The organism is Faecalimonas sp. (assembly GCA_029264305.1).
Classification (GTDB): domain Bacteria; phylum Bacillota; class Clostridia; order Lachnospirales; family Lachnospiraceae; genus Faecalimonas.
Window position 1 is genome coordinate 93,820 of sequence record JARICA010000018.1, and the last position, 21,637, is coordinate 115,456.

General features: G+C 32.5%; 17 protein-coding genes. 1 reads left to right on the top strand and 16 read right to left on the bottom strand.

Annotation, left to right across the window (positions count from 1 at the left end):
• Positions 1 to 4 precede the first annotated feature (4 nt).
• From ACY2U7_RS06005 to ACY2U7_RS06055, 11 genes are all read right to left on the bottom strand, one after another.
• Positions 5 to 1,675, bottom strand: a complete 1,671-nt coding sequence (locus ACY2U7_RS06005; RefSeq protein ID WP_461812799.1) for a formate--tetrahydrofolate ligase — start codon at positions 1,673 to 1,675, stop codon at positions 5 to 7.
• A gap of 15 nt (positions 1,676 to 1,690) precedes the next feature.
• Complete coding sequence (locus tag ACY2U7_RS06010) at positions 1,691 to 4,147, bottom strand: FtsK/SpoIIIE family DNA translocase (RefSeq protein WP_461816059.1); 2,457 nt, start codon at positions 4,145 to 4,147, stop codon at positions 1,691 to 1,693.
• A gap of 64 nt (positions 4,148 to 4,211) precedes the next feature.
• On the bottom strand, positions 4,212 to 4,892 hold the full coding sequence (locus ACY2U7_RS06015; protein ID WP_461812801.1) for a ClpP family protease: 681 nt from the start codon (positions 4,890 to 4,892) through the stop codon (positions 4,212 to 4,214).
• A 128-nt stretch (positions 4,893 to 5,020) separates the two neighbouring features.
• A complete protein-coding gene (locus ACY2U7_RS06020) occupies positions 5,021 to 6,304 on the bottom strand; it encodes an O-acetylhomoserine aminocarboxypropyltransferase/cysteine synthase family protein (RefSeq protein WP_461816060.1) in 1,284 nt (427 codons plus the stop codon).
• A gap of 11 nt (positions 6,305 to 6,315) precedes the next feature.
• Complete coding sequence (locus tag ACY2U7_RS06025) at positions 6,316 to 7,077, bottom strand: CFI-box-CTERM domain-containing protein (RefSeq protein WP_461812803.1); 762 nt, start codon at positions 7,075 to 7,077, stop codon at positions 6,316 to 6,318.
• A 28-nt stretch (positions 7,078 to 7,105) separates the two neighbouring features.
• Entirely contained in the window at positions 7,106 to 7,834 is a 729-nt protein-coding gene (locus tag ACY2U7_RS06030) for a YebC/PmpR family DNA-binding transcriptional regulator (protein WP_461812804.1), read from the bottom strand.
• Between the two features lie 62 nt (positions 7,835 to 7,896).
• Entirely contained in the window at positions 7,897 to 8,742 is an 846-nt protein-coding gene (locus tag ACY2U7_RS06035) for a hemolysin family protein (protein ID WP_461812805.1), read from the bottom strand.
• A gap of 17 nt (positions 8,743 to 8,759) precedes the next feature.
• The gene (locus ACY2U7_RS06040; protein ID WP_461812806.1) at positions 8,760 to 9,107 is read right to left on the bottom strand and encodes a type II toxin-antitoxin system PemK/MazF family toxin; all 348 of its coding nucleotides are present in this window, start codon (positions 9,105 to 9,107) and stop codon (positions 8,760 to 8,762) included.
• Between the two features lie 80 nt (positions 9,108 to 9,187).
• Positions 9,188 to 10,354 (bottom strand): alanine racemase, encoded by a 1,167-nt coding sequence (gene alr, locus ACY2U7_RS06045; protein WP_461812807.1) that lies wholly within the window; start codon positions 10,352 to 10,354, stop codon positions 9,188 to 9,190.
• Between the two features lie 5 nt (positions 10,355 to 10,359).
• Positions 10,360 to 11,850 (bottom strand): NAD(P)H-hydrate dehydratase, encoded by a 1,491-nt coding sequence (locus tag ACY2U7_RS06050; protein ID WP_461816061.1) that lies wholly within the window; start codon positions 11,848 to 11,850, stop codon positions 10,360 to 10,362.
• 84 nt (positions 11,851 to 11,934) lie between these two features.
• Positions 11,935 to 12,579: a redox-sensing transcriptional repressor Rex gene (locus tag ACY2U7_RS06055; protein ID WP_461812809.1), complete on the bottom strand. Its 645-nt coding sequence runs from the start codon at positions 12,577 to 12,579 to the stop codon at positions 11,935 to 11,937.
• 129 nt (positions 12,580 to 12,708) lie between these two features.
• On the opposite strand from ACY2U7_RS06055, the gene ACY2U7_RS06060 reads away from it, so the two are divergent.
• A complete protein-coding gene (locus ACY2U7_RS06060; protein WP_461812810.1) occupies positions 12,709 to 14,625 on the top strand; it encodes an ABC-F family ATP-binding cassette domain-containing protein in 1,917 nt (638 codons plus the stop codon).
• A gap of 75 nt (positions 14,626 to 14,700) precedes the next feature.
• Here the strand turns inward: ACY2U7_RS06060 and ACY2U7_RS06065 are convergent, their stop codons facing one another.
• The 5 genes from ACY2U7_RS06065 to smc form a co-directional block, all read right to left on the bottom strand.
• Entirely contained in the window at positions 14,701 to 15,897 is a 1,197-nt protein-coding gene (locus ACY2U7_RS06065) for an NADP-dependent isocitrate dehydrogenase (RefSeq protein WP_461816062.1), read from the bottom strand.
• 19 nt (positions 15,898 to 15,916) lie between these two features.
• Positions 15,917 to 16,564 carry a GntR family transcriptional regulator gene (locus ACY2U7_RS06070; protein WP_461812812.1) on the bottom strand — a complete coding sequence of 216 codons (648 nt, stop codon included), beginning with the start codon at positions 16,562 to 16,564 and terminating at the stop codon, positions 15,917 to 15,919.
• A gap of 126 nt (positions 16,565 to 16,690) precedes the next feature.
• On the bottom strand, positions 16,691 to 17,104 hold the full coding sequence (locus tag ACY2U7_RS06075; protein WP_461816063.1) for a DUF1653 domain-containing protein: 414 nt from the start codon (positions 17,102 to 17,104) through the stop codon (positions 16,691 to 16,693).
• A gap of 14 nt (positions 17,105 to 17,118) precedes the next feature.
• The gene (gene ftsY / locus ACY2U7_RS06080; protein WP_461812814.1) at positions 17,119 to 18,063 is read right to left on the bottom strand and encodes a signal recognition particle-docking protein FtsY; all 945 of its coding nucleotides are present in this window, start codon (positions 18,061 to 18,063) and stop codon (positions 17,119 to 17,121) included.
• A gap of 10 nt (positions 18,064 to 18,073) precedes the next feature.
• A complete protein-coding gene (gene smc / locus ACY2U7_RS06085) occupies positions 18,074 to 21,634 on the bottom strand; it encodes a chromosome segregation protein SMC (RefSeq protein ID WP_461816064.1) in 3,561 nt (1,186 codons plus the stop codon).
• Positions 21,635 to 21,637 lie beyond the last annotated feature (3 nt).

A 21,637-nucleotide genomic window follows, 5' to 3' on the forward strand; every position in this document is an offset into this window, starting at 1 on the left:
ACATTTAAAATAATCCGGTAATTTTTCCGTGTTCATTTACATCAATTCCGTTTGCAGCAGGAACTTTTGGAAGTCCAGGCATTGTCATAACAGCTCCAGTTAGTGCGACAACAAATCCTGCTCCTGCATTTACATATACTTCTCGAATATGAATGGTAAAGTTTTCTGGTCGTCCTAATAACGTGGCATCATCAGATAAAGAATATTGATTTTTCGCCATACAAATTGGAAGATTTCCAAATCCCATACTTTCAATTTTAGCGAGTTGTTTTTCTGCAGCAGGTGCATATTCAACAGAAGACGCACCATAAATTTCTTTTGAAATCGTTTCTATTTTTTCTTTTAGTGATAAATCATCATCATATAATGTGTGGAAATGGCTTTCTTTCTTTTCAAGTGTTTCTAAAACTTTTTCTGCTAAAGCAAGTCCGCCTTCGCCACCTTTTTCCCATACTTCTGATAAAGCAAACTCACATCCTCGTTCTTCACAGAAATTTTTAATATATTGGTTTTCAGCATCTGTATCTGTTATAAAAGAATTTAATGTTACAACAACTGGCACTCCAAATTTTTGTAGATTTTCAATATGTTTTTCTAAATTGACAATTCCTTTTTTCAGTGCTTCCAAGTTTTCTTCTGCCAAATCTTTTTTAGCAACCCCACCATTATATTTTAACGCTCTAACTGTAGCAACCAAAACAACAGCATCCGGTCTTAAATTAGCACTTCTGCATTTGATATTCATGAATTTTTCAGCTCCTAAATCGGCACCAAATCCTGCTTCTGTAATAGCAATATCACATAATTTTAATGCTGTTTTTGTTGCACGAACACTGTTACATCCATGTGCAATATTAGCAAATGGTCCACCATGCACTAATGCTGGTGTATGTTCCAATGTTTGAATTAAATTTGGTTTAATTGCATCTTTTAGAAGAGCAGTCATAGCACCTGTCGCTTCTAATTGCTCTGCGGTTACTGGTTCTCCTGCAAAGTTGTATGCAACAATAATTTTTCCTAATCTTTCTTTTAAATCTTGCAAATCGTTGGCAAGACATAAGATAGCCATAATTTCAGATGCAACAGTAATAACAAAATGATCTTCGCGAACCATTCCATCCATCTTGTTTCCAAGACCTACTACAATATTTCTTAAAACTCGATCATTCATATCTAAACAACGTTTCCAAACAACCTGTCTTGGGTCAATTTGTAAAGTATTTCCCTGTTGAATATGATTATCAAGCATGGCTGCTAACAAATTATTCGCAGATGTAATGGCATGAAAATCACCTGTAAAATGCAAGTTCAAATCTTCCATCGGAACTACCTGTGCATAACCTCCACCTGCTGCTCCCCCTTTAATACCAAAGCATGGTCCTAAAGAAGGCTCTCGAAGAGCTATGATCGCTTTCTTATTTAATTTTGCCAACGCTTGTCCAAGTCCCACACTTGTAGTTGTTTTTCCTTCTCCTGCTGGAGTTGGATTAATCGCTGTTACCAATACTAACTTACCATCATTATGATCTTTTACTTTTTCCCATAATTCATCAGATATTTTAGCTTTATATTTACCATAAAATTCTAAATCATCTTCTTGAATTCCTACAGAGCTAGCCACCTCTTTAATATGTTTCATAGTTGCTTCTTGTGCGATTTGAATATCCGTTTTCATTTTTTCCTCCTTTGTTTAAACAGTTTCCTCTATATATTGTTCAAATTGTTCCATAGACATCAATACTTTTCTAGGTTTAGTTCCTTCTTCTTCACCTACAACACCAGCTTCAAAAAGTTGATCCATTATGCGTGCTGCACGATTGAACCCAATTTTAAATACTCTTTGTAACATTCCAATAGAAGCTTTTTCTTTTTCAATAACAAAACGACCTGCATCTACAAAATAAACATCTTTTTCATTTCCACTATTTCCAGCAGAAGACAAATTTGCGCCCATATTTGATGCACTATCCACTTGTTTTGTGATTTCTTCATCATAAGAAACATTTCCATTTTTACTTACAAGAAAATCAACAACTGCCTGCACTTCTTTGTCAGATACAAACGATCCCTGCACACGCACTGGTTTTTGATACCCTGAAGGATAAAATAACATGTCTCCTTTTCCCAGTAGTTTTTCTGCTCCATTCATATCTATAATTGTACGAGAATCTACTCCTGAAGAAACAGAAAAAGCAATCCTTGAAGGCATATTCGCCTTAATTAATCCAGTAATAACATTTACAGACGGACGTTGAGTAGCTAATACTAAATGAATCCCTGCTGCTCTTGCTAATTGCGCCAAGCGACATATAGCCGTTTCCACTTCTCCTGGGGCAACCATCATTAAATCAGCTAACTCATCTACAATAATAACAAGTTGAGGTAATTTTTCAGGTTTTGTTTCATCTTCTAAATCCTTTATTTGTTCAACTTTATCATTATATCCATTTAAATCTCTTACATTGTATTCAGCAAACAATTGATAGCGTTTTTCCATTTCTACAACTGCCCAATTTAATGCTCCTGATGCTTTTTTGGGATCTGTTACAACTGGAATCATTAAGTGTGGAATGCCATTGTAAACACTTAGTTCTACAACTTTAGGGTCAATCATAATTAACTTAACTTCGTCTGGTCTTGCTTTATAAAGAATGCTCATGATGAGTGTATTGATACATACAGATTTTCCGGAACCAGTTGCCCCTGCAATTAAAACATGAGGCATCTTTTTTATATCAGCAACAACTACTTTCCCTGCAATATCCTTTCCCGCTGCGAAAGCAATATTTGATGGGTGCGATTGAAATTCTTTTGTTTCCAACAAATCTCTTAACATTACAGCAGTATTTTCTCGATTTGGCACTTCAATTCCTACAGCAGCTTTTCCAGGAATAGGTGCCTCAATACGAATATCCGCTGCAGCTAAATTTAATTTTATATCATCACTCAATCCTACAATCTTACTTACTTTTACACCTTGTTCGGGCTGTAATTCAAATCTTGTAACAGAAGGACCACAACTTACATTTGTTACAGTAACATTTACACCGAAATTTTTCAATGTTTGTTGTAATTTTATTGCTGTTTCTCTCAAATAAGTATCTGAATCTCCATTGCTACGTTTACCATTTTTTAACAGTTGAAGTGGTGGAAATATATATTCCGAATTCGACTTAGAACATTCTTTTTCAATAATTTCTGCCACTTCTTCTACTTCATTTGAAATTTCTTCCTTTTCTTTTTCTTTATCCTTTTTTTTCTTGGATTGTTTTTTTTCTTCTGCACGATGAATAACCATTGTTTCTGGAATTGGTTCAATTACATCTTCCTGAAATGGAGATTCTAAAATTTCCTCTGAATATAGTGGGGGTGTTTCTTCTGGGAATATTTCTTTTATATCTTCATCTAATTCTTTTGGCATTAATGTTGTATCAAAAGATACACCTTTAACATGTTTATCCTTTCGTTGTAATTCCTTATTTTGTCTTTTCTCTTCTTTTCGGACAACAGATTGTTCTCTTCTTCTTTGCACATCTGCTTTTGCTGTCTCATACGCCTTTTCTCCGCCTTGTTTTACACTTCTCAAAAACGATTTCTCAGTTATAACAATAAAGCAAATAATACTTAAAATAATGACAATAATATACGCACCTACTACGCCGAAAAAATGACATAATAATTCAGAAAAAATTCCACCTACTACACCTCCACCCTGTTTATCTAATGAAGACACATGATAATACGATAATAACGTTGATTTACTATTATAGTCACCTGTAAGCAACTGTATAAAAGTACAACTTAACACTGTCAATACAATTCCAGCTCCAAGTTTTATGTACGCAACGGAATTACCTTTATTTGAAGTGATAAAAGCAATCCCGATAAAAAGTAAAATTGGTATAATATATGCCATTAATCCAAAAGTTCCAAATAAAAAGGAGGATACAATATCTCCTAAAAATCCTCCTATGCCAAAATTGCTTATGAGCAGTAAAATACATATAGTAAGAGAAAATAGAATAAAAATTTCATTTTTCAAAAATGTATTTTGTTGTACCGTTTTCTTCTTTGTTTGTTTTTTTGTTTTCTTTTTTACTGGCGTTCGCTTGGCTGCCTTTTTGCTTTTGTTTGACTTTGCTGCCATGAACTCTCCTCCTCTAATTATAAACATACATATATTATTATACCATTTTAAGAAACTTGTGTCATTATTTATTTTCCACTTGATTTTCTATTAATTCATACAATTTTTTTAATGCTTGTGCCATTCCGCCCACTTCATCAATGAGCCCTTCTTCTACTGCTTCTTTTCCTTCTAATATAGTTCCAACATCTTTTACAAGTTGTGTTGGATCAAGCATCAACTCTTCAATTCTTTTCTGTGTAATGTTTGAATGATCAGAAATAAACTTAGTAATTCTATTTTGTGTTTTTTCAATATTCTTAAAGCTTTGCATTACTCCAATAAAAGTGCCACTGGACCTAACCGGATGAATAACCATCGTCCCACTTGGAACAATATAGGAATAATCTGCTGAAACTGCAAGTGGTCCTCCTATAGAATGACTTCCTCCAAGTACTAGAGATACACTAGGTTTACTTATTGAAGCAATCATTTCTGCAATAGCTAGTCCAGCTTCCACATCTCCACCAAGCGTATTTAATAAAATCAAAACTCCTTCAATTTCTCTATTATCTTCCACTTCTGCTAGTTTAGGAAGCAAATGTTCATATTTTGTTGTTTTTGTACTTCCTGAAACTGCCTCATGACCTTCAATTTCTCCTATGATTGTTAAAAGTTGAATATGATGTTGCTTTTTATTATGAGATAAAGATACAGTTCCCATTTCTTTTATTTCTTCGTTTTGATTTTCTATATTTTCTTCCATGATACTTCCCTGCCTTTTTTTCTTTTAGTATTCGCCGATTAGTCATTTTTATGTAATTAAACTATAATTTCAAACAAAAAAAGGAAGAAAATTCGTTCACGAAATTTTCTTCCTCATTTGTTTAAAATTTACACTACTTCTAATGCCTGTGCTAAATCATCTATAATATCATCTACATTTTCAATTCCAACACTAAATCGAATCAAGTCTGGTTGTACACCAGCTTCAATTAATTCTTTTTCATTCATTTGACGATGAGTATGACTTGCAGGATGAAGCACAGATGTTCTGGAATCAGCCACATGTGTTACAATTGCAGCCAATTTCAAATTATCCATTAATGTGACAGAGGCATCTCGGCCACCTTTAATTCCAAATGTCAATACTCCACAACTTCCATTTGGCAAATATTTTTGTGCAAGTGGATAATATTTATCGTCTGTTAAATCAGGGTAATTTACCCAAGACACTTTCTTATGATTTTTCAAAAATTCTGCTACTTTCTTCGCATTCTCACAATGGCGAGGTACTCTCAAATGAAGAGTTTCCAATCCTAGATTCAGTAAGAAGGCATTTTGTGGTGATTGAATAGATCCTAAATCTCGCATAAGTTGAGCAGTAGCTTTTGTAATATATGCACCTTTTCCAAATTTTTCTGTATATACAATACCGTGATATGTTTCGTCTGGTTTTGTAAGACAACTAAATTTATCTCCATATGCCGCCCAATCAAAATTACCACTATCAACAATACAACCACCCACACTTGTTGCATGTCCATCCATATATTTTGTTGTGGAATGTGTTACGATATCCGCTCCCCATTCAAATGGACGACAATTAATAGGTGTTGCAAATGTATTATCTACGATAAATGGTACTCCATGTTCATGTGCAACTTTTGCAAATTTTTCTAAATCTAATACAACTAATGCAGGATTAGAAATTGTTTCACCAAACAATGCCTTCGTATTTTCTCTAAACGCATTACTAATTTCTTCTTCACTTGCATCAGGATCAACAAAAGTTGCATCCACTCCCATTTTTTTGATTGTGTGTGCATATAAATTATATGTACCTCCATAAAGTGCAGAAGCACAAACAACATGATCTCCTGCTTCACAAATATTCATAATAGCATAAAAATTTGCTGCTTGCCCTGATGAAGTAAGCATTGCAGCAACTCCACCTTCTAAATCACAAATTTTATTAGCAACAACATCATTTGTAGGATTCTGTAGCCTTGTATAAAAATATCCAGAATCTTCTAAATCGAACAATCGTCCCATCTGTTCACTTGTGTCATACTTAAATGTTGTGCTTTGATAAATTGGAACAACTCTAGGTTCACCTTGTCTAGGTTCCCAACCGGATTGAATACATTTTGTTTCTATTTTGTAGTTGTTGCTCATTTCTTGCCCTCCTATGAATATATATATTTCTTTTGTAAATTGCGTACCATATTACTATAAACTTCTTTACAGGCTTCTTTTTTATCGTCTTCAATGAGATGAATACACGGCGATAAATACTCTGTCCAAATTTTATTATAAATTTCTTTTGCATCATCCCGTTTATTAATTTGCTTAACAATTGTAGGTGCTACATTATAATACTGTTTTACAATATCTCTACCCGCTTCTTCCTCAAGCAAATATTCGTCACGATAATTTCTTAGCAATTCTAATTCATAACAATTATCTGGTTTTCCAAGATTTTCACATACTGCTGTAGTGATATAACATAATCTTTGCTTAAATCCTTGCGTAATAGATTCATAAGTTGCATTTTGAATTGCAACATTTGAAATATTGTTATTCCACAATTCTACAATTTTTTCTGAAATAGTTTTTCTATATTCTCCATCTCCATAATTGATTATTGGGAGCACATAAGTCACTAAAGCCATATTATAATCAAGAATAAGAAGCTCACGTTTTCTTTTTTGAGCGACTTTTTCTAATTTTTCATTAACATATGTAGGAATGATTCTGGCAAGTTCAACAATAACTTCCTCTTTCCCTTCCTCTTCTCTTAAAGATTCATTTACATTCACAAAAAAATCTTTATATTTATTATAATACGTCTCAAAATCATTACTGTAGACATCACGCTTAAAACGTTTTCCTAAAACTAAAGCATCTTCAAATAAATTAATTAAAGTTTCCTGTGCCTCGGAATACATATCATATTCCCCCTCTATCTATTTTATCCTATTCGTCCCAATTATGATAAACTACTTGAACATCATCATCTTCATCTAATAAATCTAAAGTTTTTTGAAGATTTTTCAAATCTGTTTCATCAGTAAGTTCTACCCATGTTTGAGGAATCATAGTTACTTCTGCCGACGCCATCGGGATACCAGCTTCTTCAAGTGCAAGACGCACATCGCTAAAATCTTCTGGTGCAGTTAGAATTTCATAACTGTCTTCTTCTTCTGCAAAATCTTCTGCTCCTGCATCTAATGCGATCATCATTAATTCATCTGCATCTGTTTCATATTCTTCTTTTGCGACAATAATTTGCCCTTTTTTATCAAACATATACGATACACATCCCTGTGTTCCTACACTTCCACTACCTTTTGTAAAGGCATTTCGTACGTTGGATGCTGTTCTGTTTTTATTGTCTGTAAGAGCATCAACGATAATAGCTACCCCACTTGGACCATATCCTTCATATGTAACAGATTCATAATTCACAGAATTAGCATCTCCTGCAGCTTTTTTAATTCCACGATCAATAGTATCGTTTGGCATATTATTAGATTTTGCTTTTGCAATAACATCACGAAGTCGACTGTTATTTGCTGGGTCAGGTCCACCTTCCTTTACTGCAACAGCAATCTCTCTACCAATAATTGTAAAAATTTTACCTTTTGCTGCATCATTTTTTTCTTTTTTATGTTTAATATTTGCGAACTTTGAATGTCCTGACATTTTTTGTACCTCTTTTCTTTTTCTAAAATTGCTTTTCCTATTTTATCATTCTTTTCTAGTGTTTACAAGGCTAGTTTTTCAATACGTACTTTTTCAATTAAATTATTCTTCACAGAAACTATAGAAAAACGATACCCTTCATACTCAATTGAGCATTCTTCATCTTCCAACGGAATATGTTCAAGACAATGAACAAGATATCCATTTAACGTTTCAAAAGATTCATTTTCAAATGAAATTTGCAATATTTTTTCCAATTCATCTAATCCCGTCATTCCATCTACAACATAAATTCCTTTAGCGATTTTTTGAATACATTCATCCTCATCATCATATTCATCTTGAATATTTCCAACAATTTCTTCAATAATATCTTCCATTGCAATAATTCCTGCTGTTTGACCATATTCATCTAAAACAACAAGCATATGATGTTTCTTTTGCTTCATTTCCTTGAATAATTTATTTATGCTTTTCGCTTCAGGAACAAAACTAACCGGATGCATATACTCTTTCAAATTTTTAATTGGAATATTTTGTAATTCCTCATGAAAATAGCATTTCATTGCATCTCGCAAATGAAAAATTCCGATAATGGAATCGATATCTTCCTCATATACAGGAAATCTTGAATTGTTTTGTTCTAGCATAAATTGAACGGTTTCTTGAATTGTTTTCTCACCGTCTAATGCGATTATGTGCTTACGGTGAACCATAATATCTTCTGCTTTTTTTTCACTATAAGAAAAAATGTTACTTATCAGTTCTCCTTCACCACCCGAAAAAAAACCTCTTTCTCTTCCCTCTTGAATTAAAGATAGAATTTCACGCTCCACATCTTCTTGTTCTTTTTCTTCACCAGAAAAATTATACATTAGTCTATCCCACAGACTACCGCTTTCCTCCATTGTCCTTTACTCCTTTATTATGTATGAAGTTCAAAACTAATTTTGATTGCTTCATCAATTTCTAACATCAATTTTTTATCTATATGACAAACCAATTCTCTCAATCTTTGCTTATCAATAGTTCGAATTTGTTCTAATAATACAACCGAATTTTTAACAATATGATATTTTCCAGCATCAATTTCTACATGTGTTGGCAATTTTGATTTATTCATTTTTGAAGTGATAGCAGCACATATAACGGTAGGACTATGTCTATTCCCCACGTCATTTTGAATAATCAACACTGGACGTATTCCACCTTGTTCTGATCCAATCACTGGACTTAAATCTGCATAATATATATCTCCACGTCTAACTTGCACCCTATTTCACACTCCGATTTTTTAAGATAAAATTAGTATTTCCATCTTTTTCGGAAGTATTCTATAAATGCCACTTTGCACTACGCAAAATAATCTACTTGTTCTGCAATTTTCCCATTTTTCACATATACTCTTGGAATTCGTTTCCCTAATGCACAAATAAATTCATAATTAAATCTACCCGATAGTTCACTTAACTTTTCAACAGAAATAGACTTATTTCCATCACGACCAATTAAAGTTACTTTGTCACCAAAACTTACTCCTTCAATATCCGTTACATCTACCATAAATTGATCCATGCAAATACGGCCTATAATATTTGCTTTTTTCCCACGAATCAGCACATATCCTTTCCCTGAAAGGCTTCTTGGATACCCATCTCCATACCCAACTGGAATGGTTGCAATCTTCATTTTTTTTGTTGCAACAAATGTACCACCATAACTTACTGGGGTCCCAGGTTCTATTTCTTTTACAAAAGCCACATGACTTTTTAAAGCCAAAGCAGGTTTTAAATGTACGGCATTTTGATCCACTTCATCAGATGGATATAAGCCATACGTCGAAATACCAGCTCGAACAATATCAAAACGAGCATCTTCAACATCAATAATAGCAGCACTATTTGCACAATGCTCATACAAGAAAGTTACTCCTTTTTCTTTTAATTTTTGTGTCATAGTTACAAATTGATTAATTTGATTTTCAGTAAAAGTTTTATCCGTTTCATCTGCTTTAGCAAAATGTGTAAATATTCCTTCCATATTTACATTTTGCAATTTACTAATTCTAGTAATTGCATCAATACTTTCATCATTTATTGCAAACCCTAATCGTGCCATTCCTGTATCTAGTTTAATATGTAAGTATGCTGTCTTTCCTTCTCTTCTTGCCATATAAGAAATTTCTTTTGCCATTTCTTCTGTATATACATTCATGCGAATTTCATTATCTAACATTTCCAAATACTGATCAGGGAAGATACATCCTAGTACAAGTATTGGCTTTCTAATACCTTCAGTACGAAGAACAACTGCCTCATCAAGAGTTGCTACTGCAAATCCCCAAATATAATCGTATTTTTCTAACACTTCCGCGACTTGAATAGCCCCGTGACCATATCCATCACTTTTAATTACTGCCATAATTTTTGTGTTTCCATTTATCTTCTGTTTCATTTGTTCCATATTATATGTCACTGCATCTAAATCGATTTTAGCATATACTCTACTGTAAGTTTTCATCTTGTCTACTCCTTCTCAAGTTTTTTCATTACATAACCGATTTTATCAAGTAAATCATTTGCTAATACACTATAACTCCCCATTTCATCTTTTGCATAGTCCCCACATAATCCATGCACATAAACAGCTGTTTCACATGCCTTTCTGCAATCCATTCTTTGCGCTAAAAATCCTACTATTATTCCTGCAAGAATATCTCCAGCACCCGCTTTCGCCATAGATTGATTTCCAGTTGTATTAACATAGATATCTTTATCTCCGCCTGCTACTAAAGTTCTAGCATCTTTCATTGCACAAACAACAGGATAACTAGCAACAAATTTTTTTATCGTCTCAACTCTGTTTTCCTGTATTTCATTTACTGTACATTGAAGTAATCTAGACATTTCTTTTAAATGTGGTGTTAAAATGACTTGTTTTCCATCCACTAAAACTGATAAATTTTCAGATAAAAGAGTCAGTCCATCACCATCAATGACACGTGGTACTTTAGCATAATGCATTGTATAAATAAATATTTTTTCTGATAACTCACTTTTCCCCAATCCAGATCCAATTAAAAGCACATCGCTCCAATCAATCAAGGATTTTAATTCTTTTTTATCAAATGTCTCATATGTAGAAACAATTGCTTCAGGAAGTAATTGCTGCAAAATCATACGATTATCCTCATGTGTATAAATCTGTACGAGACCTGCTCCTGCTAAATAGGCTGCCTTTGCATTAAAATAAGCAGCACCTGCCATCCCTTTACTTCCTGCTATAATTAACACTTTTCCAAATGTCCCTTTATTTCCATTCAACTCTCTTTTTGGTATTGAAATAGCTGTATCATCTTTGTCATATGTATATAATTTGCTTTCATCTGGAAGTGATTCGGGCATAATTCCAATATCAACAATATATGTTTTCCCAACACAAAAACGGCCTTTTCCAAATAACATTCCAATTTTTTCAAAAGCAAAACATACAGTTATATCTGCATTAAAAGCACATCCTTTTATATTTCCAGTTGTATCACATACTCCTGTCGGTATATCTATTGCCACTTTTGTTCCGTTCATTAAATTTAATTGTTCAATAACTTCCAAATACTTTCCTGTAATTTCTCTTTTCAAACCAATTCCCAAAAGAGCATCTATAATAACACTATATTCTTTTGGGGAAATTGAAGTTCTAATAGATATGCCATAATTCTCTGCTATGGTATATTGTAGTTTGTTTTCCTCACTTGCATTTTCCTTATTCCCTATATAACATATATCTACATGCATTCCCTTTAAATGTAAAAGACGTGCAATGGCGAGCCCATCTCCTCCATTATTTCCAGAACCACATACAATTAAAGTATTGGAACAATCTATTTTTTCGTTTTCCAAAATTTCTACAACTTTAAGAGCAGCCCTCTCCATCAAAACGCACGAGGGTACCTTCATCTCTTCAATTGTATAATGATCAGCATATTTCATTTGTTTACCTGTTATTACATATCTCATAGCACGTACCTCCATTTTTGTTTAGAAGAAAACAACGTATAGAAAAAGGAGGAAACCCACATCTTCTCTACACGTTGTTTTCTTCTATTCTATATGCTCTTTATTGTAACGACTGAGATTGTAAGATAAACGCATAAGACTTTCGGACAAATGTACATTTTCTACAATAACATTTTCCGGCAAATCCAAATCTGTATGTGCAAAATTCCAAATAGCACGCACACCATTGTCAACTAAAAGATTTGCAACATCTACTGCCTTTGTCTTCGGGATTGTGAGAACAGCTATATCAATATTATGTTCATTGATAAATTCTTTCAGTTCATCCATCATTCTAATTGGAACACCACGAATAGACACACCTGAAAGTCTTGGATTCACATCAAAGATCCCCTTAAAAATAAATCCTCTCTTTTCAAAAGATGTATAATTAGCCAATGCTTGTCCCAAATTTCCTGCACCAATAATAATCATATTATGGTCTATATCCAATCCCAAAATTTTTCCAATTTCTGTATATAAATATTTCACATTATAACCGTATCCCTGTTGTCCAAATCCACCAAAATTATTCAAATCTTGGCGTATCTGAGAGGCAGTCACCTGCATTCTTCTACTTAATTCATTTGAAGAAATACGTTCCACATTATCTTCTAGCAATTCTCCTAAATATCTATAATATCTTGGTAATCTTCGGATTACTGCCTGAGAAATTTCTCTTTCTTCCATCCATTTCACCTTCCAATCTGTTCTACGCAATATTATATAGAATAGTTTCTATAAAGTCAATTTTTTAGTTGTATTTTACACTATTTAAGTATAATATAAAAGATATGAGTTATTTTGGGAGGATTTATTATGATTTTAGCATGTCATAATCTTAATAAAGCATTTGGAGAACAAATCATCGTTAAAGATGGTTCTTTTCATATAGAAGAACATGAAAAAGCAGCCTTAATAGGTTTAAATGGAGCTGGAAAATCAACTATTTTAAAAATGATCATGGGAGAATTGCCTGCAGATGCGGGAGAAATTATTCTTGCAAAAGGTAAAACTATCGGTTACCTTTCACAACATCAGAAATTAGAAAGCGGAAACACTATTTACGAAGAAGTAAAGCTTGCCAAATCGGATATTATCAAGCTAGAAAATCAAATTCGTTCTATTGAAATAGAGTTAAAACATCTCAAAGGCGAAGCACTTGAAAAACGTCTACAAACATATCATCATCTCACAGCTTCTTTTGAGCGTGCTAATGGATATGCCTATGAAAGTGAAATAATAGGAGTTTTAAAAGGACTTGGTTTTTCAGAAGAAGATTTCAAAAGATCTGTAGATACACTTTCAGGGGGACAAAAAACTAGGGTTTCCTTGGGAAAATTACTTTTAACAAAACCAGATATTCTTCTTCTTGACGAACCTACAAATCATTTAGATTTAAGTTCCATTTCATGGCTTGAAACTTATCTCTCTAATTATCCAGGAGCTGTGCTTATTGTATCGCATGACCGTTATTTTTTAAATCGCGTTGTAACTAAAGTTATTGAGGTAGAACAAGGTAATATTATGATGTTTTTAGGTAATTATACTGCATTTGCTCAGAAAAAAAGCCTTGTTCGCGAAGCAAAGTTGAAAGAATATATGAAACAACAACAAGAAATCAAACATCAAGAGGCCGTTATTGAAAAACTACGTTCTTTTAACCGTGAAAAATCTATACGTCGTGCAGAAAGTCGTGAAAAAATGTTAAATAAAATGACTTTAATTGATAAACCTGCTGATATAAATTCAGAATTTCATCTCTCGTTAGAGCCATCTTGCATAAGTGGTAATGATGTATTGACTGTAGAACATTTAAGTAAATCTTTTGATGCTTTAAAATTATTTCAAGATATAAGTTTTGAAATCAAACGTGGTGAACATGTCGCCGTTATAGGAGATAATGGAACAGGAAAAACAACTCTTTTAAAAATTTTAAATGAAGTACAAACTGCTGACAGTGGTATATTTACATTAGGAACAAATGTACATATTGGCTACTATGATCAAGAACATCATGTTTTGCACATGGAAAAGACAATCTTCGATGAAATTTCCGATGATTATCCAGATTTAACAAACACGCAAATTCGAAATACTTTGGCTGCTTTTCTCTTTACAGGTGACGATGTTTATAAACAAATTAAAGATTTAAGCGGTGGAGAAAGAGGTCGTGTTTCTCTTGCAAAATTAATGCTTTCCGAAGCTAATTTTTTAATTTTGGACGAACCTACAAACCATTTAGACATTACTTCAAAAGAAATCTTAGAAAAAGCATTGAATGATTATAGCGGAACTATACTGTATGTATCTCATGATCGTTATTTTATCAACCAAACAGCAACCCGTATTCTTGACTTAGTAAACCATAAATTTGTGAATTATATTGGAAATTATGACTACTATCTAGAAAAAAAAGAAGAATTAACAGCAGCCTATACAAATGTGAATGAACCATGCTCTTCTATTTCTACATCCGAATCAGAAACAAAATTAGATTGGAAGGCACAAAAAGAGCAACAAGCAAAAGAGCGAAAAAGACAAAATGATTTACGAAAAACGGAAGAAAAAATCTCTCTCCTAGAAGAAAGAGATAGTGAAATAGATGATTTGATGACGCAAGAAGAAATTTATACTAACTCTGTGAAATGTCGTGAACTTTCTGAAGAAAAAGCAAATATTATGCAGGAATTAGAATTTTTATATGAGACATGGGAACAATTAGCTGAAGAATAACATAACAAAGAGAACATTCTCGTAAATGATAAGTATTTTACATTTAGAGAATGTTCTTTTTGTTTATTTTATGAACTATAATATCTTTGCTATTTCTTTAATAAATTCTTCACTATTTAATACTGTTGGATTTGAAATGGATGTAATTAAAGCTAAATCTTTCGTCATCTTACCACTTTCAATAGTATCAATGGTTGCTTTTTCTAATTTATTTGCAAATTGTATTAACTCTATATTTCCATCTAATTCACCACGTTTGCGCAAAGCTCCTGTCCAGGCAAAAATGGTGGCAACAGAGTTTGTTGATGTTTCTTCCCCTTTGAGATATTTATAATAGTGTCTTTGTACCGTTCCATGAGCAGCTTCATATTCATAGTATCCTTCTGGCGAAACCAAAACAGATGTCATCATTGCCAATGACCCAAATGCTGAAGAAACCATATCACTCATCACATCTCCATCATAGTTTTTACAAGCCCAAATAAACCCACCTTCTGCTTTCATTACTCTTGCTACGGCATCATCAATTAATGTATAAAAATATTCTATCCCATACTCTTTAAACTTTTCTGCATATTCTTTATCATAAATTTCTTGGAAAATATCTTTAAATGTATGATCATATTTTTTAGAAATTGTATCCTTTGTTGCAAACCATAAATCTTGTTTTATTTCCAATGCATAATTAAAACAACTTCTTGCAAAACTTTCAATAGAATCGTCTGTATTATGCATGCCCTGAATAATTCCTGCACCACTAAATTCATGAATTAATTCTCTCTTTTCCACTCCATCTTCTGTTGTATAAACTAATTCTGCTTTTCCTGGTTTATCAATAATCATTTCTGTATTTTTATATACATCCCCATATGCATGTCTTGCTAATGTAATTGGCTTCTTCCAATTTTTTACACATGGTTCAATTCCTTTTACAACAATAGGAGAACGAAAAACTGTTCCATCCAACATTGCACGAATAGTTCCATTTGGACTTTTCCACATTTCTTTTAACTTATATTCACTCATACGAGCTGCATTTGGTGTAATAGTAGCACACTTAACGGCAACTCCATATTTTTTTGTCGCATTTGCAGAATCAATTGTCACTTGATCATTTGTAATATTACGATTTTCCAATCCCAAATCATAATATTCCGTTTTTAAATCAATATACGGAAGCAATAAATTATCTTTGATCATCTTCCAAAGAATTCGTGTCATTTCATCTCCATCCATTTCAACAAGTGGCGTAGTCATTTTAATTTTTTCCATCTAAGTTTCCTCCTTCTATTTAAAAACCATTTTTTTGTAAATTTTCTAGTACACTCTTCATATGATTGGTTATAAGTTCACTTGCAACTACTTTATCTTTCTTTTTTATGGCTTCCAAAATCGCTTTATGTTCTGCAACTGATTTTTCTAAACGCCCTTCTGTTTTTACTGAATATACTCGTGCAAACTGTACATACTGATGCAAATCAGATAATATATGCCTTAATATCTTGCTCCCGCAAGTTTCATACAAAACACGGTGAAAATTCCCATCTAATATAATCATTTTATCTGTACCCGATTTTTTTAGATGAAATTCTGATAATAAAATGATTTCCTCTAATTCATTAATTTCTTTCTGCGTAATATTGTCTATAACCCACTCCGTACATAAATTCTCCAATAAAGAACGAATAATAAAAATATCCTGTATATCCTTCTTATTGATACCTGTAACATACGTCCCTTTATTCCGAATCGTCTTAACAAGTCCTTCCAACTCTAATTTTTTAAACGCTTCTCGGACAGGCGTTCTACTAACACCTAACTCTTTTCCAATTGTCACTTCTCGTAATTCACTATTTTCTGGATAAATACCAGATAAAATATCTTCACGCAATTTGTGAAACACTTTTTCACTTAACGAATATCCCTTATCTCTTTCCATTTTTATTTCTCCAAATTATTTTGTATAATTGTATACAATTATACAAAATATGTCAAGAGAAAAGAGAACAAAAAGAGTTGGATGTCTAATTTAAAATTATACATCCAACTCTTTCATATGACACATTTATAAAAATCTTCCACTTTCATATTTCATTTTAATATTGATAAAATGCAAAATATCTTGATATCGCATTTCCAAACTAGTTTCTTTCTCGACAAAGTCCATACTCTGTGCCACAATACTTATAAATTTCTCTGTAATATCTCTTTTATGTTTCTGCAAAAAATATAATTTTTGCTCATTTTCATCTAAATCGAGAAATTCTTCAATCAAATTCATATCTTCACTAGAAACTTGTTTTATTTCTTCCACAAAAGAAGATAATGGTCGTACATAAACTTTTTCCTCATCTTCATTTTCTTTATAAACAACCATTTCTTCTCCTGTATCAAAGTCGAGAGGAATTTCTATAACTTGACATTGTTTCCCGTTCGTAAATTGATAACAGTTTCCTCTTACAACTTTTTCATGCTTCATACTTAATCCCCTTTCTACTGATTTGTTGTTTCATCTACATAGAACAAGGCATTAACAAATTCATCAGAATCAAATTTTTGCAGATCTTCAATTGATTCTCCAACTCCTATATATTTTACAGGTATTTTAAGTTCCGATTGGATAGCTACTGCAATTCCACCTTTAGCACTACCATCCATTTTAGTTAATACAATTCCTGTAATATCCGCCACTTCATTAAATTCACGAGCCTGTGCAAGTGCGTTTTGTCCTGTTGTTCCGTCTAATACAACTAGAGTTTCCCGATATGCCTCAGGGTATTCTCTTTCAAGAACACGGTTGATTTTCTTTAATTCTTCCATGAGATTTTTCTTATTATGGAGCCTTCCGGCTGTATCGCAAAGAAGTACATCTGCATGTCTTGCTTTTGCTGCGGCTACTGCGTCATATACAATCGCTGCAGGGTCTGCACCATCTTGCCCACCAATCAATTCTGCATCTGCTCTTCTTGCCCACTCTACAAGTTGTTCTCCTGCTGCTGCACGGAATGTATCAGCTGCTGCCAATACAACTTTTTTATTATTTGCACGTAATTTTCCTGCAAGTTTTCCAATAGTTGTTGTTTTTCCAACTCCATTTACACCTATAACAAGAACAACAGATGTCTTATTTTCAAATTCATATGCTGTTTCTCCAACATGCATTTGCTCCTTAATACTATCGATAAGAAGTTGTTTACATTCTATAGGCTCTTTAATTTTCTGTTCTTTAACCTTTGCACGCAAATCATCTAAAATAGCATATGTTGCTTGCACACCTAGATCTCCCATAATAAGCACTTCTTCAAGTTCTTCATAAAATTCCTCATCAATTTTAGAAAAACCTTTGAAAATACTATCCATGCTTGAAACAATACTATCTCTCGTCTTTGTTAACCCTGAAACAAGTCGTTTAAAAAATCCTTTTTTTTCGTCACTCATAATACCTCTCCTATTTTGTTAAATCTTTTTCCAACAAATCCACAGATACCAATGTGGAAACCCCTTTCTCTTGCATCGTAATACCATACAATCTATCTGCAGCTGACATTGTACCACGTCTATGTGTGATTACAATAAATTGTGTATTTTTCTTTAATTTATGAAGATATTGCGCAAATCTTGTTACATTCGAATCATCCAGTGCTGCCTCAATTTCATCAAGAAGACAAAATGGTGATGGTTTTAGATTTTGTATAGCAAATAATAAGGAAATTGCTGTTAATGCTTTTTCTCCACCAGATAATTGCATCATATTCTGTAATTTTTTCCCTGGTGGCTGTGCAATAATTCTTATTCCTGCTTCTAATATATCATCATCCTCCATTAATTCAAGAGTTCCTTTCCCACCACCAAATAATTGTTTAAACACTCGATCAAACTCACTTGCAATTTCTTTAAATCGTTCCGAAAATTGCTTTCTCATGGACATATCCAATTCTTTAATAATTTGAATAAGTGTTTCCTTTGCTTCCACCAAATCATTGTACTGTGTCTTTAAAAATTCATATCGTTCAAAAACAATTTTATAATCTTCTATTGCATTTACATTAACTGAACCTAGATTGCGAATAGCAGATTTTAAAAGTTGAATTTGATGTTTTATTTCAGATAAACTGGTAAATCTTTCATTTCGCAATTCACGTGCCTTACTATATGTGATTTCATACTCTTCCCACATATAATTAATTTGTTTTTCTAAAGTTTCTTCGAATCCTTCTTTCTTATTTGTCAATCGGAATTTTTCCTTATCTAAATCCGCTATATGTCTTGACAGAGTTTCTCTTTTTTCCAAAAAATCTTTATTTTTTTTCGTCAAAAATTCTTTCTCTTGATTTAATTTTTGAATTTTTAATTCAAACTCTTCAAATGTATCTTGAGAACGCAAAATAGTTGTTTGAATTTCTTGAATTAATTTTTGCTTTTCTTCAATTTCCAAAGAAGATTTTTCTTTTTTTTGACTTAACTGTTGTAATTCTTCTTGATATTTCTCTGTTTCCTCTTGGATGCGCAAAAGATTCTCAACAATAAAATCTTTTTTCTGTTCTAAATTCGCCAATACTAGGTGAATATTTTCCACTTTGTGTGCAATTTTACTCTCTGTATTTTTTTCCTTTTCTAGAATACTCTGTTCTTCTTCGATTTTTTTGCTTAATTCTTTTTCTATTTTTTCAGAAGTCTCTAATTCAATTTGAATGGATTCTTGACTTTCCAAAAGTTCTGTAACTTGTACTTCCAATTCTTTTTCTTCAGAAAGCATATCACTAGCCATTTTTAAAATATTTTCTTTTTGCATACTTGCTTGGTCTAAATTCATTTTCAGCGTATTTTGAATAACATATTTTTTCTGCAATTGCTGCTTTGTACATTCAATTTTTTTATAGCAATCTGCTCTTTCTTCCTTTGCTTGTGCAAGTTTCTCTTCCCACACAGTCAATTCTTTTTTTAAGTGCATAATTGCTTTTTCAGTTTCTTCAATTTCTCTACGTCTACTCAATAAATTGCTTGTATTTTTAAATGCTCCACCAGTAATAGCGCCTCCTGGGTTAATCAATTCGCCTTCTACTGTAACAATGCGAAGTGATTGCCTATATTTTCTTGCAAGATTTATTCCATCATCAATTTTTTCTACAACAATTGTTCTTCCAAGAAGATGTTCAGCAAGAACTTTATATTTTTCTTCTACAATAACAAGTGTATTTGCAAGCCCAATTACCCCTTTTTCCTTTAAAGCTTCCGGATAACGAATCATTCCTCCAACTGTAATACCATTTACTGGAAGAAATGTTGCTCTCCCCAACTTATTTTGCTTTAAATATTGAATCATTTTCTTAGCAGTATCTTCATTATTTGTCACAATATTTTGAATACTGCCCCCTAGAGCTGTCTCAATGGCAATTTCATATTTTTTATCAACTTTAATTAAATCAGCAACAACACCAAGTAATCCACTTTCTTGATCTTTTTTCTCCATTATTTTACGAATGCTGTTTCCATACCCATCATATCGCTCTGTGATATTTTTTAGAGATTCCAAGCGAGAGGCTTCTCGATGATAGGTTGTTTGTTTTATACGTAATTGTTCAGTTTGATTTGTAATTGTTTCTTGCAAACGCTTTATATTTTCTTCCTGTTTTTTTACTTCAGTAACATTATTTTGAATTTCATCAGTAATTTCTTTTAATTCATATTCATATTTTTGAATTGTTTCATCCTGTCCACTCGCATCACTACTTACTTCAATTAACCGTTTATTCATCTCTGCTTTGCGAACATTAATCTGCCCCAGCAATGTATCAAAATGTTGCATTTTCGCTTTTGTCACCGCTCTTTGATTGAGAATATCCATAATATCTTGTTTCCATTGCTCAACATTAGCAGATAATTCCATAATATGTCGTTGAATTTGATTCAATTTCGAATTAATATCATTCTCTTCTTTTTTTCTATCATCTATTTTTTGTGCTAGAACCTTCTTCTCTCGTAAATAGTCTTCTTGCTGATTTTTGTATACAGCAATCTCCTCATCAATATTAGACGAACGCTGACTACAATGATTTTCACTTATTTTCTCACTGTTAATCTGTTCCTTTAATAACTCAATTTGTCCAGTAAGTTGTTGCTTTGACAACTGCGTTTCACTAAGTTGTTTTTTTACATCTTCTATCGTATGATCGAGTTTTTCTAACTGGTTTTCAATATTCTCATACTCTGTTTTTGTATAATCATATTTTGTCTGTGTAGCATTAATTTCTTCTGTTGTATTAGTTAATAGCTTTTCAACTTCTTTTATTTCTTCACGTATACGTACACTCTCTAACAAAAAGAGATTAATATCATATAGTTTCAATTCTTCCTTCTTTTTCAAATATTCTTTTGCTTTTTCAGATTGTTTTTCTAATGGACCTATCTGCTTTTCCAATTCAGATAAAATATCTGTCACACGAAGTAAATTTTGTGTTTCTTCTTCAAGTTTTTTAACGGACATATTTTTTCTTTTTTTAAATTTAACAATTCCTGCCGCCTCATCAAATAATTCTCTTCTCTCTTCTGGTTTTCCACTTAATATTTTATCAATTTGACCTTGTCCAATAATAGAATATCCTTCTTTTCCAATACCAGTATCATAAAATAATTCATTTACATCTTTTAACCGACATGTACTCCCATTGATTAAATATTCGCTTTCACCAGAACGATACAATTTTCTCGTTACCGTAACTTCTTGAAAATCAATAGCTAATTGATGATCTGTATTATCAAGCGTAATTGCAACAGAAGCATAACTTAGTGGTTTTCTATTTTCTGTTCCTGAAAAAATAACATCTTGCATCGAGCCACCTCGTAATTGTTTTGCTCTTTGCTCTCCTAAGACCCATCGAACTGCATCTGCAACATTGCTTTTCCCACTTCCATTTGGACCGACAATTCCAGTAATTCCATTATGAAAATCGAATACTATTTTATTTGCAAAAGATTTAAATCCTTGTACCTCAATACTTTTTAAATACATATA